This is a genomic window from Pseudalkalibacillus salsuginis, assembly GCF_021646685.1.
GTDB lineage: Bacteria > Bacillota > Bacilli > Bacillales > Fictibacillaceae > Pseudalkalibacillus > Pseudalkalibacillus salsuginis.
The window spans coordinates 836227-853158 of record NZ_JAKJHW010000002.1 but is presented as its reverse complement, the minus strand read 5'-3'; the positions used below and the strand labels follow the sequence as shown (position 1 = coordinate 853158).

Sequence of the window (16932 nt, the reverse complement as noted above, 5' to 3'; positions counted from 1 at the left end):
ACACCTTCAGTGTTGGGATCGGCTTTATTAAATATAAAAGGCTATTCTCGATGAAGGAATGTCTAACTCCAACGTCCATCCACTTGGATCACTTCAGTCCTCCTGGGGCTGTCGACACATTGATTTAGGTCGAAGTGTTATCCCACGCAGAACCGAACTTTGTTTGGTTTGAGCCTTTTCGTCGGACTTCCAGTGACCTGTGGACTAAACAGGGCGCTTTTCTTATTTTTAGAAAGGGATTTAATGGTTTGTGACGAAAATATAACATATCCACATACTGGAAAATTCGCAAATATGGATGAATAAGCAGCAGATATGTACATAGAAACAACATTTGCTAAAGGAGAATATGATGCAGGATTTAAAATTACGTCTAAAAAAGATAAAGCATTTGACCGAAGAGAATCTCCAAATAGTTGATAAAGAAAACCTTGTACAGGATATGTTAGGACACATCGGGGATACAGATCCTGAACTGCGGGATACGTTAATCTATAGTACATTTGTGAGATTGATCACAAAAAAACATCTATCTGAGTCATTGATGATGGACCTTTTACAGACAAGCATAAATGAAGATCATTTGTTTCATCGTATTGAAGAAAGCGAGGGAGACGCTGTATTCGTACGTTCTTTTTCTGCTCTATTAGCAGCATTATTGTTAAAAGTAGATGCAGAAAGGCGTTTTCTTCCTGACCCCCTTATAGAAGAAGCTTGCAATCGATCAGTTGATTACATACTGCGTGAAAAAGACTATCGAGGTTTTGTAGAAGGGAAAGGATGGGCACATGCAGTGGCACACGGAGCTGATTTACTTGCTTCTGCAGTTGAGCACCCGGTTATCGACTCTGATAGGTTATTTCCAATTTATTTGGAAGGAATCAAGACATGCATAGGACGGGAAGATGGAGTTTATACCGACAATGAAGATGAACGCTTGACGGTCGTAATTGATCGGATGCTTCGGAAAGGTTTGACACCTAGCCAATTGAATATGTGGTTGGACTCGATCTGTTCTCAAATTCAAATAAAAGAGGAAGAAGGTTGGTCTCATTCCTTCTTTCTTTTTCGTACCAATACTACGAACTTTCTAAAGACGCTTTACTTTTTACTCAAGTCGAAAAAAGATACTCAACATTGCTGTAATACGATTGAAAGTCACCTTATAAAAGATTACCAAACACTTTATACTTGAAAGATAGATTATTTTCAGCTTTTAAATCAATGATGGTTTCCATTTTTTAAAAAATCTCAAAAGTACGAACAATTGTTCTTGTTATAATGTAAATTAAAGAGTATAATGATGAAGTGACCAAACTTAATTTAGGAGAGTGGAACAATGAAAAATCAAGCTGTACCTTATCTGACGTTTGATGGAAATGCGAAGGAAGCACTAGGTTTTTACAAGGATCTTTTTGACGGTGAGATCATTGAAAGCCAAACATTCGGTGAGGCGGATTTCCCCACTCCTCCAGAAGTGGATGAACGGATCATGCATGCCAAGTTCAAGAAGGGTCAGTTATTCTTCATGGTTTCTGATACTTTTCCAGGACACGGTATTGAAAAAGGCAGCAATATCTCATTGGTTCTTGAACTGGAAAATGAGGACGAAATCCAAAGCCTCTACGATCGTCTAAGTAAAGATGGTACAGTTCAGATGGAACTGCAGGATACATTTTGGGGAGCGAAATATGGCAAGGTGACGGATGCATACGGAATAACGTGGGACTTGAACTGCACCAAATAATGAATGACACTCTATAACTCAACGACGAAGCCGATTCTGATAAAAAGGATCGGCTTTCATATGAAGTTACGAACCTATACGAAAGCCCATTTTCACATTTGTTCTTTAAGTAAGCTGTGTTTGTCTAATTTAACCCAAATGACTGCCCCTTTCGGATGATCATATGGATGAGGTGTTTCAAACAAGTTCGGGTCAGTTAGTATCCATGCATAGGTATTCTTGTAGGGCAATGAGATACCATTTTCTTGAGAAACACAATGAAAGGATTCTCCCTTTTTGTACTCTTCAAAGCTTATTTTTCTACAACCAATCAGATCGGCTGTACCGAATATCATCCCCGTACCCCTTTTGATCAAAGCAATTCGGCTTCGGATTTTAGTATTTGAGCCTCTAATTTCCCACGTTTTCTTCCCGTCTAAAATAAAATCGATCCAAGATGATTTGATTAATAAACCATTCATAGTAAACTCCTTTTCTGACGGTGATTTTTCTGGCCATTTAGCAAAATACAAGCGATAATACTCTCATGCCCAGAAAAGCTGAATTCATTATGATCTCTATCATGACTAAAAGAAAACGTATTAAACGGTTCCCAATAGATTTAAACAAAGATCACCCATTAAATCACCTACAATTATAGACGAAACAAACCGGATTTGGTGGAAAATTACTTTTATTGGTGGAACCTTGCTAAGTCACCTTTCGCTATGATAAACGGGGAGCTGCAAGAAAACTAGGGCTATTACGAGAGAAGAAACTTAAAAGGAAATAAAATAAAAGCACAGTTGCCCTGCTCTGGAAATTGGCAGGGCTTATCGCTGAAATCTATAGTATGGATTGAAGAGGATACATGCATAACGTTTACTTTAAGAGGTGCATACAGGTGCTTTCAGTTCGTTAAAATTGCTAGCCGTTTACATTCGTGTTGGTAATGAATTTGATCCCTTTGACCCGCTCACAATCGACAATAAATGGATTATCATCGGTGGGATCGATCAATGTTACACAACAATCTTTATGATCAAGGCATGTAAATATATAGTCTTGATCTTCAAAAAATTCATCATCCCCAAAAGTAATTTGGACGACATCCCCTACGTTCAGTTTTTTAAACTGATTACATACACACCCTTTGCAATCTTTGTTATTGCATCCACAACTCATATCGATATCCCTCCCTTATTTTATTCATTCCTTCAGTTAATTCTCGATGATCTTCACTCCAGCTATCCGAGTACAATCAACGAATACGATAGAATCCTCTTGAGGTCTATTCAGGGTTATACAACATTTCTTTTCATCTAGACAAATGAATGTAAAATCTTCATTTTCAAAAAATTCATCTGTGTCATCAATTGCAAATTGGATCGTTGTTCCAGAATCCAATTTACGGAACAACTTACAAATACAACTATTGCACTCATCAAAATCTTTTCTCATGATTCCTCCTCCTTTAATTTGTAATTCTTAGGTGGCAGTTCCTGGTGCTGGGCCGTTTACGTTAACTATCTCGAATACGACAAGGTCGTTACAATCCAAGATAAAAACATTGTTATCTGTAGGATCGATCAATGTCACACAGCACGTTTTATCATCAAAACAAACGAAACGATATTCCTGATCTGCTTCAAAAAAGTCTTCTAGAAAAGCCAATCTGATCAAAGTACCTCTTTCCAGATCTCTTAGCAGATCACATAGACAACTTTTACATTTGTTTTCCTTTTTACCGTGTCGGGCTGTTTCCCCTTTATCCAAAAGCCCTTTTTTCCTCAATCTGAATCCCTCCCTTGATTTAGATAAAAAGATATACTACATCCTATGAGTACTGTGCATATATGTATAGACGGGCACCTAACAATTCCCTAAGGTAATTTCATTCACGCTTGTAACTTAAATCGATAGATACCTAAAAAATATTTGGTTTATGGTAATAAACCCGCCTATTTTAACTACCTTGCCGTGACCGGAATCTACTAAATTACGTAAACTATTACTAAAAATGGTAGAAAGAGGTAAGAGCTAAAATGAATTACTCCCCTGATAGACTCCTCATCCGTTTTCGTGATAATACTCCTCCTCAGAAATGTGCTCAAATCCATCGACTAGCCAACGCCAAAGTAATCCGGGATATAAAGGAATTGGCAGTCCAGGTCGTTGAGACAGATCCTTTCCAAATCAATACTTGCCTGCAATGTTACTCGCATTGTGATGAAGTTGAATACGTGGAAAGAGAAGCTATCGTCCAAAAGCGGCTTGTCCCGAATGACCCCTTGTTTCCCTATCAGTGGGGGGTTATGAAGGTTGTTGCCACTCGAGCCTGGAATATAACCAGAGGTTCGACAAAAGTCCCGATTGCAATTCTTGACACAGGCATTGATATGACCCACCCGGATCTTCAAGCTAAAATCATTTTGACTGCCAATTTTTCAAATTCCTCGCCTTTACAAGACTTAGATGGCCATGGAACTCATGTCGCTGGAATAGCAGCCGCTGTCACAAGAAATGGGATGGGAGTTGCTGGCCTAGCGATCAATCCCACCTTGATGAACATCAAAGTTCTCGATGATGATGGGACAGGCACTTTAAGCAGTGTCGTCCAGGGAATCGTCTACGCTGCAGATAACGGGGCGAAGGTCATCAACATGAGCCTCGGGACAACGGCCTTCAGTGCCACACTTCATAATGCGGTGAAATATGCCCAAAGCAAGGGTGTATTGATGGCGGCAGCGGCTGGTAATGATGGATTGAACCAGCAAAATTATCCAGCTGCTTTTGCTCAATGTATCAGTGTAGCAGCCGTTGATCTGAATGATACGAAAGCAATCTTTTCAAATTTCGGAGCTTCTTGGGTGGACGTCGCTGCCCCTGGGGTCGATATATTATCTACGATGCCGACCTATCCAAACCGCACCGGGCCGCAAAACTACGGTTACCTGTCAGGAACATCCATGGCGACACCATTAGTAAGTGGGCTGGCTGCTTTACTACTATCACTCAATCAAAATCCGAAGGTAGTCCGACAGACCATCGAGTCGACCACCGTATCTATTATTGGTACAGGGGTACTTTATCAATATGGTCGAATCAATGCTTACAATGCCCTGCTGAACCTTCCGCGCTAAAAAACACCTTCACAGCGAAGGTAGTTAGCTTGAGTAAGGAACAAATTGCCGCGATATTTTTTGATGATGTCACGATTTTTCATAACATTGTCGCAATAATCGCTGAATCTGTCGCGATTCCCCCCGATGATCGCTGGTCACCCTTCAAAGCGTCTTGACTGACTTCCGCTCAATCAAACGGAAAGGCATCTGCCTGTTACGGACAGGATCAGGTTTCAACACTGCGCCAAGAAGTTCCTTCCCCATTTGCTCCAATGGGAGATCGATCGTTGTCAGTTGTAAATATTCGGAAATCGGGTGGTTGTCAAAACTGATGATAGAAAGTTCATCTGCGATACGGATGTGTTCTTTTGAACACTGCATCAGAATCCCGGCAGCAACCTGATCGCTTGTCACCAACAAGGCAGTTGGTCTTTCTACTAGATGCATAAAACGATGGACCACTTTCTCACCATCGACAATCGTATAGGCCTGATCGAAAATCCAATCTTCATGAACAGGTTCATCGATCTTCTCCAACGTATCAAGATAGGCTGCTTCTCTTTGTTCACTGTTCTTGCCTGTCCGCCTGCCGATGCAATAACCTATTCGTTTATGGCCGCGATTGACCAGATGATCCAACCCGGTTTTAAAAGCTTGATAGTGATCGATGTAAACTGATTTAACTCCTAGATTTTCTCCGTCCTCACATACGACAATAGGTCCATATGTTTCATACTCCTCGATAATGCTCCATTTACATTCACGTGAGCAGATGATCAGGCTGTCAATTTGCTTCATCCTCAACATTTCCAGTGCTTCGATTTCCTTGTCCAAATCATAATCGGTTTGAAAAAGAATCAACTTGTAATCATTCTTACGAGCTTCGTTCGCAATCCCATCCAGAATGGAACTGAAATAGGGGTGATTGATGAAAGGGATGACAACGCCAATCAGTTTTGTCACACCCTTCGTTAAATGGACAGCGTTGATATTGATATGATATTTCATCTCTTCAATCGCTTTCAGGACAAGCTTTCTTTTTTCTTCACTCACATAAGGATGGTTGTTCAGCACTCTTGAAACCGTCGTTACTGAAACTCCAGCTGACTTCGCCACATCCCGGATATTCGTCACGTAACTCACCTCTTTTTTCGTAAAAACACTTGCTCTGAAACGCATTTCATACATTATAGTCAAATCAATTAAATCATATAAAGGACGTGGTAAGCATGTTAAGTGGTTTCATTGTATTGATCTCTCTATGTCTGCTGGAATTGGCAGGAGCTCATTTTGTTCTGAAAACAAACCCGGAGACCAGTGACAAGCCATATGACAGATACGAGGATTTTTTTTATGAATAAAGATAACCAGGACATTAGGCGCGCTTTTCTCAATGAGAAGTGTGCTTTTTAAAAGTTCATATACCATTTTTACCAATTTATTGATATTATTTTATAAAAGGTCTTCTCAAAATACAGAAAGAATATGAAAATAGGCATGTCCTTTTCTAATGTGAATTTTGGGTGGTAAAAAATCAAAAACGGGGGATTGGGTTATGAATTCATTACCTTTGGATACCATCGCCGTTCTAGACAAAATAGGAGACAATATTTTTATCCTGGATACTCATCTTGATTTTTTATTCATCAATGATCATGCGGTAAACTTGATTGATCAAATGAACTTCAAGCTGGATATAACGGGAAAAGAAGACCTCATTGGAAAAAACATCGAATTTTTGGACATGGATGGCTGTGAGACACTCTTGAATCTGCTCTACAATGGTCCTTTTCCAACCAAAGCGAACATCAATTTGCGCAACGGTTCTTCAGTCAAAATCCTCATTGATCGTTTCTACATAGGAGGAGAGTTGAAGGGGTATGTTCTGACATGGAAAGATGTTTCAGAATATGAAAGGGAATTGAAGGATATCAAGGCTGCACTCGACGAGTCCTTGATAGTCGCCTTCACAGACCGCCTGGGCAACATCACCCATGCCAATGAGAAGTTTTGTGAATTATCAAAGTATACAAGGGGTGAATTAATCGGACGTAACTATAAGATGTTAAGGTCGGGATACCATCCAGATCAATTTTTCAAAGATACCCAGCGCTATGTCAACAAAGGGAACTTATGGCAAGGGCAGATCATGGACAAAGCTAAGGATGGTTCGTGTTACTGGACGCAGACGACAATCTTCCCGTTAGGAAGCAATGATGGGAAACCTTATCAACAGGTTGTGATCCAAACCGATATTACAGAACAGAAACGTACAGAAGAGAAACTCCAGGCCACCTTGAAAGAATTGTCCGATTTCAGGTTTGCTTTGGACCAAGCTTCCATCCTCGGTATCCTCGACGACAACTATAGATTCATCTATGTGAATGATAACTTCTGCAAAATATCTAAATACGAAAGACAAGAACTTATAGGAAAAAGTCCTCGACTATTAAGTTCAGAGGCGTATCCGAATAACCAGTTCGATAGGATTTTAGATACGGTTAAAAAAGGCCAAATATGGCAAGGAGAGTTGAAGAAGTTTGCCAAGGACGGCTCGGAATATTGGGTTGAAATTACCGTCGTTCCACTATTGGAAAAAGACGGTAAACCTTATCAGTTCATAAGTTTTCAGCAGGATATCACAGTCCGGAAAAAGACAGAAGAAATGTTGCAGAGGACTGAAAAGTTGTCTGTAATTGGAGAGCTGGCGGCTGGACTTGCACATGAAATCCGCAATCCTCTTACCGCGATAAAAGGATTTGCACAGCTTATCGATATTAATACGGTATACAAGCAAGTCATTTTGGATGAAATCGATCGGATCAATTTCATAGTAAGTGAGTTTATGGTTTTAGCGAAGCCCCATGCCATCAAATTCGTATCCAAGCCTGTCATTCCTATGATCAAACAAATAGTCACAATTCTGGAATCAGAAGCAAACCTGAGGAATGTCCAGTTCGAAGTCGATCTGAACCAAAGTTCCCCACTAGTTTTATGTGAGCAGAATCAGTTGAAACAAGTGTTCTTGAATTTGATGAAGAATGCTATGGAAGCGATGCCGCATGGAGGCAAAGTGCACATTGATCTTGAAGTAATTGGCGGAATGGTAGAAATATCCATTAGAGATGAAGGAATAGGGATTGCCCCTGATAAGATCAAAAAGTTGGGAGAACCGTTCTTTACGACCAAAGAAAGGGGCAATGGCCTTGGGTTAATGGTCAGTTACAATATAATCCAAATCCACGGCGGGCATGTGCGGGTGGAAAGCGAACCGAACATCGGTACCTGTTTTACGATAACGATCCCTTTATGTAAAGAACCGATGATGTTTTAGAAAAAAAGCGCAAAACCAACTCGGAGTAGAGTTGGTTTTTTATACAGATAAGACAGTATAAAAATTTTGTTTCGAGAAGTGATGTCTAGCTCTACAGCCTAACCACTTGGATCACTTCAGACCTCCTGCGGTGGTCGACACATTGATTTAGTTCGCAGTGTTTGCCCACGCAGAACCGAACTTTCTTTGGTTCGAGCCTCCTCGTCGGACTTCCAGTGACCTTCGTGGCTGATCAGGGCGTTTTCGCTTTTCTTGACAAAAGAGGATTTTTGATAATGATAGAGAAAAAGAAGAAGAACTGAAAATGGAACGGAGGACATGATATGAAAAAGGATTTTGATAAGTTATAACGTTCCACGACTCCAACTTATGCCCGACCTCCACCTTAATGGCACCGAGTCAATCGTAAAAAAACAAAAATATGGAGGTTTGGTTATGAGAACGGAGAAAGAAATGATGGATTTGATCCTGTCAAAAGCTGAAAGGGATGAAAGGATAAGAGCAGTTGTATTGAATGGTTCCCGAGCGAACCCAAACGTCAAAAGAGACATCTTCCAGGACTATGACATTGTTTATCTTGTAAACGATATCGCCTCTTTCACGGATGATCATAGCTGGGTGGATTACTTTGGAGAGAGGATCATGATGCAGATGCCAGAGGAGAAAGTTTTACCTCTGGCCAACGATGACGGCAGATTCCCTTACCTCATGCAATTCATCGACGGTAATCGGATCGACTTGACGCTGATCTCTATTAATAAAATAGATGAGCTCAATTGGGAAAGCCTCAGCATTCCACTTCTGGATAAGGATGATCTTGTAAGTGACCTGCCCCCATCGGATGATCGGGATTTCCATATTAAGAGGCCGGGTAAAAAGGAATACGAGGATACATGTAATGAGTTCTGGTGGATTTGTCTGAATATCAGCAAAGGGCTTTGGCGGGAAGAATTGTCATATGTCATGTTCATGTATGAGCAGGTGAATCGGAATGTTCTGATCCGAATGGTCGAGTGGGATATCGGCATCCAGACGAACTTCAGTAAAAGTTCAGGCAAATTCGGGAAGTACTTCAGAGACTTCTTGAACGATGAGGACTGGGATCAATTTGTAGTCACATATCCTGGGCCAGGTTATGATAGGATTTGGGATGCCCTGTTTGCGATGTGCGACCTTTTCAGGAAAAAAGCGATAAGTGTAGCCGATTATTTCAGCTATGACTACCCTTATGAAGATGATCAGAAGGTTTCGGCATACCTGAGACGTGTTCAGCATCTTCCTAAGGGTTCAGAAACACAGGGACTGTAAGGTGGAAGTCTCATGATTCAAGTAGTTCCAGCAGAATTACAAGATACAGAGGACCTTTTACAAATTGATAAATCCGTGATCGGGAACACCAGTCGGAAATCCACGATTGAAAAAGCGATCCGGGAGGGAAGATGTCTTGTTGCACGCTTAGATTTTCCCGTTGGTTTTTTAATCTATAACACTGAATTTTTTGATTGCAGCTTCATTTCTCTTATCATCGTCCATCCATCGGAAAGAAGGAAGGGGAATGCTAGAAGCTTGATAGAATACTTTGAAACAATCTCCCCTACTAAGAAAATATTTTCCTCTACGAACGAATCCAATGGTCGAATGGCTAAGGTATTTTCATCATTGGGGTATGTGGTAAGCGGATATGTTGAAAACCTGGATGAAGGAGACCCGGAAATCTTCTACTTTAAAAGAACAGAATGAAAAAATGGGCGCTGTCTTATAGATGGCGTCTTTCTGCTTCTTAGAGCGAACCAATAAACTTGAGTCTGGTGCAATAAACCTTTGAACGGTGCAATACCGTTCTAGAAAAATGCAATTAATTTTCAAGCCGTTCATTGATCTACTGAAACCGTGCAATCATCCGCCGAAACCGTGCAATTATTTTTATAATCGTGCAATCTTCATTCAAAACGGTGCAATTATCTTCTGAATGCATTATCAAGGTCGTGATTTAAGATTGAAAAACAGTATGAAGTCCACCCATAGGGTTCCGTGGTACCGAAACTTACGTAGAATTTGCAAAAAAGCAGTTTAAACTGTAGTTTTGAGCCGACCAAATGGTCCTGCGCAGTAAAGTCCATCAAGTTTTGGTGTAGATACACTGCAGGCCAGGCATTACCAATCCACACGGCATCCATAAAAAATCCACCTCTGCTGTGAATCGATTGAATTGAGTGCAGGATTAAAAAGCTCGGAACAGAAATTGAATAAGATATATAAGTTGGACAGGAGATGACAACATGCATACTACCATAGCAATTGACAACATGGCTGAAAAGGACTGGGATCAGGTAAAGAAGATCTATCAGGAAGGTGTTGACACCGGGCATGCTACTTTTGAAACGGAAACACCAGCTTGGGAAAGTTGGGGCAGAAGCCATTTACCTGACTGCCGGTTCGTGGCAAGGTACGGTAAAGAAATTCTGGGATGGGCTGCGCTAAGTCCTGTTTCCAGTAGGTGTGTCTATGCCGGTGTTGCAGAAGTGAGTATTTACGTGAGTCAAAAGAGTCAGGGAAGAGGGATTGGAACTAAACTGCTCGATGTCCTGATCAAATGTAGTGAAAAACACTCCATATGGACGCTTCATGCTGGTATATTTTCTGAAAACATATCCAGCTTGGCAATGCATCAAAAGACAGGCTTCCGAGAAGTGGGACACAGAGAAAGAATCGGTAAAATGGCTGGAGTGTGGCGGGATATCATACTATTGGAACGGAGAAGCAGGAAGATAGGAATTGATTAAAAGCGATTGGAAGGGTGGAACATGATGAATTATAAAAAGCGTTAGATGATTACATATCCGCAACGAACATTCATGATTTTGACAATGTAGAGAGACTATTGGTTCTGGATAAAACGAGTGTAACGAAAGAGGAGATCAAAGATTACTTAGAAAACGCTTGGGATATAATCCGCGACGGAATATATCGGACCACCGATGTCCAGTAGGCCTCTGTTGATGGCCACTCAGCAGTCTGCATGTATAAATACAGATGGGAAGGATTCTATAAAAGGAGAATATACCTCTAGTTTAGGGCGTGCTACCAATGTCTTTGTAAAAGATCAAAAGGGCTAATGGAACCTGAAGCATGAGCCCTTGAGCAGATAACTTTCGCCTTCTTTAATCCCCGGATCAACTATGAAGAATTAGACAGCAAGAAAAGCGATGAATATCTTGAACTTCATTGATAGTGTGAAAGGGAAAGAAGGGGTGGAGAAGATGAAAAAGTCAATTGGTTTATTTGAAGGGATTGCATTGTATATTGCTGCGATTTTAGGTTCAGGCGTACTGTTTTTGACGGGTGTTACAGCATCAATTGCAGGACCAGCATCGTTGGTATCCTGGTTGATTGTCATCATGATTGGTTTTCCGCTTGCCTATTCATTTGCTTGTCTTTCCCGTGAATATGCTGATCCTGGGGGAGCTGCCACATTTGTCCGAAAAGCATTCGGCTATCATTTTGGAAACATCGTCGGTTGGTTTTATTTTGTTACGGCAGCGGTGGGGCAAACAATCGTGTCTATGACAGGCGCTTTTTATGTCAGCCAGGCCTTCGGGTTTACTAAAGTCGAACAGATGGCCGTTGCGTTACTTATACTTGTTATCGCTGGTATTTCGAATTTTTACGGCATAGAAGTGAGTGGTAAACTAGCCTTGCTCTTGAGTGCTTGTTTGCTTGGGTTATTGTTGTTAGCGGTATCAGTTTCCATTACAAGAATCGAATGGGGTCATTTCACTCCTTTCGTTTCAAATGGCTGGTATTCAATAGGTACAGCAGTCACCATCATATTCTATTCATTTTTTGGATGGGAAGCCATTTGTAATCTTGCAAACAACTTCAAAAACCCAGAGAAAGATATTGTAAGAAGTACTCTCATCAGTGCGATCATCATCGGTCTTCTATTCATGGCGTTAAGTTTTGTCACGATTGGTACTGGAACCTTCGGGAATACAGAAAGTGAGCTATCTCCCATTGGTGTTATTATGGGGGACATCATAGGATTGAATGCGAAAGGGATAACAGCAATCCTTGCGTTTGTCATTTGTGCAGGGACTTCGAATGCTTTTGTTGCAAGTCTCGCTCAGTTAGGCTTTTCGTTAAGCCGGGATGGTGCCTTTCCAAAAACACTGTCCATTTTGCACCCGATCAAACAAATTCCGAGGAGGATGGTCGCTTTTGTGATCGGTTTTGCTGCTTCAGGTGTGGTTTTAACAGAGTGGGTAGCGATGACATTCAATGATATACTATTCATCCCAACATCCTTAGGGATTTTAGTGTATATCTTGTCGATGGCATCTGGTATAAAATTATTGAAATTCAAAACTTTTCCATGGTGGTGTTCATTGGCTGCGCTGATCCTTTGTTTCCTTGTCCTTCCGTTTTTCGAATTGTATATATTTGTTCCGGTCATCGTCCTAGGATTATATACGATATATATGGTGTGCCAACGATATTTTGTTCATCAAAAAGGTAAGAAAACAAATGATTGCATCAAAAGATCTGACAATCGAAAAAATGTGGAAAGCAACAATCAGATGTGACGTGCGTTTTGACCACATATTCTATTATGTGGTCAAATCGAGCGGTATCTTCTGATGACATTCATGTAAATCCCAAGCTCCTAAATATGAAAACATCATCCTTTTCGGAACAGTGGAAAATGCCATTTAAGTGGGTTTCAATCTTGCAAAAGATGTCGGCCAGATCTGTATGAAATGGATTACGATCCCCAAATGCTCTCGTAGAAAAGGCTAAAAGGTAATTGGAAGAAACCTATCATGAAAAGCTAACTTTGAATCATTTAGCTGAGCCAGTTTTATCGATTCGGATCTTCAAAGAAAAAAACCAATTAAACACCTCGCAAGTATTTAGAAAAGTTAAGAATTCGAAAAGCGATCGACCTTTTAGAGTCGACCAGAATTTCAAGCACGGATATAAGCTTCCGTACCGGTTACGAGACATTGTCTAGTTTTTATAAAGCCTTTAAAAAGGAAACCGGCATCTCACCAAAAGATTTTTGTAAAATGATTGAATAAGAGGACGAGTTACAAGAACTTCCCTTTCCCTCTCTAGCTGCATTACCGATCATTGAAGGTGTTTTGGCGAAGGTGAGGTGTTGTTTTCAACTTCAGAAAACAAATCCTTTGTCTGGTTTTCTTGAGCTTGTGGTTGATTGATTGCTGTATTGGGATTCAACATCCTTTTTAGATCCCCGATATCTTGCTTTAATTGTTGGAATTCCTTCTTTGTCACAGGTTGTGCCACATTTTTCAGCATAAAACCGACTTGACCATTGGGTTCAAGAGTTGCCCATTTCACATCCTCGATAGCAGTCACATTTTGTTGGCGTAATTTCATTTCAAGTTGATCGACAGTTAATCGCATTTTTTTTAGATTTGATTCATTCAAGGTCCCATTTTCAATGACAATTTTTGATTTCCCAGTAATCAATTTCTCAGCAGGATTGAATTTAAGTTGTATGAATTCCATAACAACCAACGTCAATACAAGAATGGTGCCGACAAGAAATGTAGTCCATATATTTTTACCTGCAACGGGCTGTATCAAAAGGGATCCGATACCGACCATAATGACAGTTTGGGCCAAGGTCATCTGTGAGATGGATTTTCTCCCTGCAATACGTAATAAAAGAGTACCAAACAATATGATTAATACGGCTTTCCATATCCAATCTAAATCCATTCTTACACCTCCATTTCATATCCTTTCCTTCAAAAGGTCGCTTTTATACAACTCTTGATCAGCAATTTTTATTCCCTGTAAAATATTGTCCATATGGTTTTAGGATAGCTTAAAGGTTCTTCGGAGAAACTTTTATAACGAAAAATAAAAACGTGGAGGCTTTAATATGGATTCGAAAAAGAAGGACTTTAAAGATAGCGGAAAGGTTGCAGAAAAAAACTACGATCCCTCAGATTACGGAAAGAATTCAGTCGTAAATTCAGGCCTGGCAACAACCCATGAGCAAACAAGTGATACGTTGGCTGAAGGGACGATTGATGGCAAAATCGATGATATCAATGGGAAAGACGAAAAAATACCTAGAAAAGGGTACGATCGTTAAGTAAATAAGACGGGGTGTGAAACAGTATGCCAGGGAAAATCATGTTAATAGGGGGTCATGAAGATAAGCAAGGAAATAAAGAGATCCTGAAAATGTTTGCAGAACTCTGTGATTATGGAAGCATTGGAGTCGTTACGACCGCAAGCAGTGTCCCAGATGATGTATTCAAAGACTACAAGAAGGCATTTCACGCTTTGAAAGTGAAAGATATCATTCATTTTGATATTAAGGAGATCGACAAGGATAAGGAATTCATCGATAAACTGGACGAAATCGATGCATTGTTTTTTTCAGGCGGCGATCAACAGAAATTGTCTGATGTTTTTATCGAGAGTGAGTTCCTGACTAAAATGATGGAAAAGTGGGAGAATGGATTGCTTTTAGCAGGGACAAGTGCAGGAGCTTCCATATGGGGATGTAAAATGATTGTTCAGACTGAAGAAGAGAATCATGAAATCAAAGATATATCGATGATGGATGGGTTCGGACTGATCAATAACCTGATCATCGACCAGCACTTCTCACAAAGGGAAAGGTTCAGAAGGTTGATCTATGAGGTTGGAACGACAAAAGGGATCGGAATCGGAATTGATGAAAATACAGCTGCCATCTTTGAACAAAATCACCTGAAAGCGGTGGGAGAGAATATGGTGACGGTCATGGACGGGCGCAATATCTCCTTTTATGCTGCTGATAGGACCAATGAAGGCTCCGTGTCGGGAATCGAACTTCACCTAATGGAGAGCGGAGACAAATTTTCCATAGAGACAGGTGAATTAATAGTAGACATGGATGAGGGCTGAGAACTCCTTGATAGGAAGTTTTCAGCCCTCATTTCAGGTTAGAATCAATTAGTCCTGCTCGTGGTCCTTGTTAAGATCTGGCTTAGGTTCTTCGGAAAACTCAGTTGCATATTCATCATGCCGTGCATTACGATTACGTGCGTTTTCGTCATCAGGTAAGATTTGATTCACCATATAACTGTGGAAGAACCATTCTCCAACTGTTATTCCTATTGCTGCATATAATGAAGCAAGGCCTAATGGAATGTTCTCTTCTATGAATCCTCCACCAATCAACCAGGTCCCTAAAAACGCCAACCCGAAATCTGCCATCGTCGCGACTGCATTGCCGAATCGAGGCAAGATCACCAAATCACCTATGATATAGGCTGCAATCGTAAGAAAAAGGCTGATTGCAAAGATATCTCCGAAATTCACCCCATAAAATAGGCCAAGTACAATCCAAAGAACTGCAGTCACCATAACGAATTTGACTATTAATGCTCTAATATGCTTCATTTCATTCCCTCCTTGTTACTAATTTCTCCTAATATCCGACTGATATGCGGATTTGCCTGAAACGATGTAAAATAAAGGAATAGTCCGCCTTTGAGAAGAATAATAAGCATTAGAATGAAATGGAGGCGATTGCATTGGATCAAGTAGTGGACCTATATAAATATAATGCATAGGATAGGTCCTATAATAGAAAAGGCATAACTCTTGTCCCGAGATACGTTTTTTTATGATTACTCAGTGGCCAAATAGATTAATGGAGATTGTCATCTTAATTTCATAAAGTGTAAGGATGAACCAAGAAAACTTCACTAAGATTTGAAGTCAAGGTAACTCTGTAATCTAGACAAATATACAATCCGAATAGTTGTCTCGCCATAAACTGATAAAAGAATGAATAAAAGGGTGAGGAAATGAAAAGAGACAACTATTTGAAGTGGTCAGAGGTTGCTTATGGAGGAGAAAAGAACCCGCCGGATAACCCAGTTGACCTCCATGCCGGTTCATGGCCAACTTATTTTATCAAACGAAGGGGAAACCGTTTTGCAAATCCCCATGGATTTATAGATTTTAATCTTCGGAACCCCCAACATATTGATTGGGAAAATGAATTGAAGTCGGTACAGCAGACGTTGGCCAATATTACTCCTAAACAGATCAAGATTGCACAATACTGGGGAACAGGAGTTGCTACAAAACAATGGACACCGATCATCGATAGGCTGATCGACACATATGGTCTGACCCCGCCGTATGCGGCTAGAGTTTTGGCTGCTGTACACGCAGGGATAAACGATACGTTTGTTGTCGTATGGCATTACAAATACAGGTGGGATGTCGCCCGTCCAATCCAATACGATCCAAAATTAAAACCTATCCTATGTACACCTCGATTTCCGGCTTATGTTTCCGGGCATTCTGCAATCTCCAGTTGCGCAGCGGTTATCCTTAGCCATTTTTTCCCTGGGGAAGCTAAACGGCTCCAAAAACTTGCTGAACAAGCTTCCATTTCAAGGGTTTATTCAGGAATCCATTTCCCAGTCGATACTGAACAGGGGATGAAACTTGGAAAACGTGTCGGAGAAATTGTTGTTTCACGATTAAGCCAACAAAAAGATTCCAAAGGAAACCGTGTGGATAATCCGTCCTTCGAAAACCGGAATGCGGACTTGCTACCACCTCCTTACAACCAGGCTATACCATATCCATTCAATCAAAATTGTACTTCAAACACGAGATCCCCAAATCCTGAACGTTCTATAAACCGACCAAAGTTCTTTTACTCTGAAATATTCAATAAACTTTTATAAGAGGTTAATACT

The 16932-nt window shown here is 40.5% G+C and carries 19 protein-coding genes; 12 read left to right on the top strand and 7 right to left on the bottom strand.

Features of this window, described 5'->3' with window-relative positions; all coding sequences use genetic code 11:
- The first annotated feature begins 352 nt into the window (after window positions 1–352).
- Together L1611_RS09165 and L1611_RS09160 are read left to right on the top strand one after the other, a co-directional pair.
- Window positions 353–1195, top strand: a complete 843-nt coding sequence (locus L1611_RS09165; protein WP_236312764.1) for a DUF2785 domain-containing protein — start codon at window positions 353–355, stop codon at window positions 1193–1195.
- Between the two features lie 144 nt (window positions 1196–1339).
- Window positions 1340–1747 (top strand): VOC family protein, encoded by a 408-nt coding sequence (locus L1611_RS09160; RefSeq protein WP_236312763.1) that lies wholly within the window; start codon window positions 1340–1342, stop codon window positions 1745–1747.
- A gap of 92 nt (window positions 1748–1839) precedes the next feature.
- Here L1611_RS09160 and L1611_RS09155 read toward each other — a convergent pair whose 3' ends face one another.
- The 4 genes from L1611_RS09155 to L1611_RS09140 form a co-directional block, all read right to left on the bottom strand.
- Window positions 1840–2208 (bottom strand): ASCH domain-containing protein, encoded by a 369-nt coding sequence (locus tag L1611_RS09155; protein WP_236312762.1) that lies wholly within the window; start codon window positions 2206–2208, stop codon window positions 1840–1842.
- A gap of 445 nt (window positions 2209–2653) precedes the next feature.
- On the bottom strand, window positions 2654–2911 hold the full coding sequence (locus L1611_RS09150; protein WP_236312761.1) for a hypothetical protein: 258 nt from the start codon (window positions 2909–2911) through the stop codon (window positions 2654–2656).
- Window positions 2912–2947: 36 nt separating this feature from the next.
- Window positions 2948–3187 (bottom strand): hypothetical protein, encoded by a 240-nt coding sequence (locus L1611_RS09145; RefSeq protein WP_236312760.1) that lies wholly within the window; start codon window positions 3185–3187, stop codon window positions 2948–2950.
- Window positions 3188–3214: 27 nt separating this feature from the next.
- Window positions 3215–3520 (bottom strand): hypothetical protein, encoded by a 306-nt coding sequence (locus L1611_RS09140; RefSeq protein ID WP_236312759.1) that lies wholly within the window; start codon window positions 3518–3520, stop codon window positions 3215–3217.
- Between the two features lie 251 nt (window positions 3521–3771).
- Between L1611_RS09140 and L1611_RS09135 the strand changes: the two genes are divergently transcribed.
- Window positions 3772–4869: a S8 family peptidase gene (locus L1611_RS09135; protein WP_236312758.1), complete on the top strand. Its 1098-nt coding sequence runs from the start codon at window positions 3772–3774 to the stop codon at window positions 4867–4869.
- 144 nt (window positions 4870–5013) lie between these two features.
- Here L1611_RS09135 and L1611_RS09130 read toward each other — a convergent pair whose 3' ends face one another.
- Window positions 5014–5985 (bottom strand): LacI family DNA-binding transcriptional regulator, encoded by a 972-nt coding sequence (locus L1611_RS09130; protein ID WP_236312757.1) that lies wholly within the window; start codon window positions 5983–5985, stop codon window positions 5014–5016.
- A 421-nt stretch (window positions 5986–6406) separates the two neighbouring features.
- Between L1611_RS09130 and L1611_RS09125 the strand changes: the two genes are divergently transcribed.
- The 6 genes from L1611_RS09125 to L1611_RS20930 all read left to right on the top strand — a co-directional run bounded on the left by L1611_RS09125 (window position 6407) and on the right by L1611_RS20930 (window position 13263).
- The gene (locus L1611_RS09125) at window positions 6407–8185 is read left to right on the top strand and encodes a PAS domain-containing sensor histidine kinase (protein WP_236312756.1); all 1779 of its coding nucleotides are present in this window, start codon (window positions 6407–6409) and stop codon (window positions 8183–8185) included.
- 435 nt (window positions 8186–8620) lie between these two features.
- Window positions 8621–9493: an aminoglycoside 6-adenylyltransferase gene (locus tag L1611_RS09120; protein ID WP_236312755.1), complete on the top strand. Its 873-nt coding sequence runs from the start codon at window positions 8621–8623 to the stop codon at window positions 9491–9493.
- A gap of 12 nt (window positions 9494–9505) precedes the next feature.
- Entirely contained in the window at window positions 9506–9925 is a 420-nt protein-coding gene (locus L1611_RS09115; protein WP_236312754.1) for a GNAT family N-acetyltransferase, read from the top strand.
- A 539-nt stretch (window positions 9926–10464) separates the two neighbouring features.
- On the top strand, window positions 10465–10968 hold the full coding sequence (locus tag L1611_RS09110; protein WP_236312753.1) for a GNAT family N-acetyltransferase: 504 nt from the start codon (window positions 10465–10467) through the stop codon (window positions 10966–10968).
- A gap of 477 nt (window positions 10969–11445) precedes the next feature.
- Window positions 11446–12768 carry an APC family permease gene (locus L1611_RS09100; protein WP_236312752.1) on the top strand — a complete coding sequence of 441 codons (1323 nt, stop codon included), beginning with the start codon at window positions 11446–11448 and terminating at the stop codon, window positions 12766–12768.
- 342 nt (window positions 12769–13110) lie between these two features.
- Entirely contained in the window at window positions 13111–13263 is a 153-nt protein-coding gene (locus L1611_RS20930; RefSeq protein ID WP_407681716.1) for a helix-turn-helix domain-containing protein, read from the top strand.
- Window positions 13264–13312: 49 nt separating this feature from the next.
- Here the strand turns inward: L1611_RS20930 and L1611_RS09095 are convergent, their stop codons facing one another.
- Window positions 13313–13930: a DUF421 domain-containing protein gene (locus tag L1611_RS09095; protein WP_236312751.1), complete on the bottom strand. Its 618-nt coding sequence runs from the start codon at window positions 13928–13930 to the stop codon at window positions 13313–13315.
- A gap of 166 nt (window positions 13931–14096) precedes the next feature.
- Here L1611_RS09095 and L1611_RS09090 point away from each other — a divergent pair, with 166 nt between their 5' ends.
- Both L1611_RS09090 and L1611_RS09085 read left to right on the top strand, forming a co-directional pair.
- The gene (locus tag L1611_RS09090) at window positions 14097–14312 is read left to right on the top strand and encodes a YozQ family protein (protein ID WP_236312750.1); all 216 of its coding nucleotides are present in this window, start codon (window positions 14097–14099) and stop codon (window positions 14310–14312) included.
- A 26-nt stretch (window positions 14313–14338) separates the two neighbouring features.
- Window positions 14339–15115 (top strand): cyanophycinase, encoded by a 777-nt coding sequence (locus tag L1611_RS09085; protein ID WP_236312749.1) that lies wholly within the window; start codon window positions 14339–14341, stop codon window positions 15113–15115.
- 48 nt (window positions 15116–15163) lie between these two features.
- Here L1611_RS09085 and L1611_RS09080 read toward each other — a convergent pair whose 3' ends face one another.
- Window positions 15164–15613: a YndM family protein gene (locus tag L1611_RS09080; RefSeq protein WP_236312748.1), complete on the bottom strand. Its 450-nt coding sequence runs from the start codon at window positions 15611–15613 to the stop codon at window positions 15164–15166.
- Between the two features lie 410 nt (window positions 15614–16023).
- Here L1611_RS09080 and L1611_RS09075 point away from each other — a divergent pair, with 410 nt between their 5' ends.
- Entirely contained in the window at window positions 16024–16920 is an 897-nt protein-coding gene (locus L1611_RS09075; protein ID WP_236312747.1) for a vanadium-dependent haloperoxidase, read from the top strand.
- The last annotated feature ends 12 nt before the right edge of the window (window positions 16921–16932 follow it).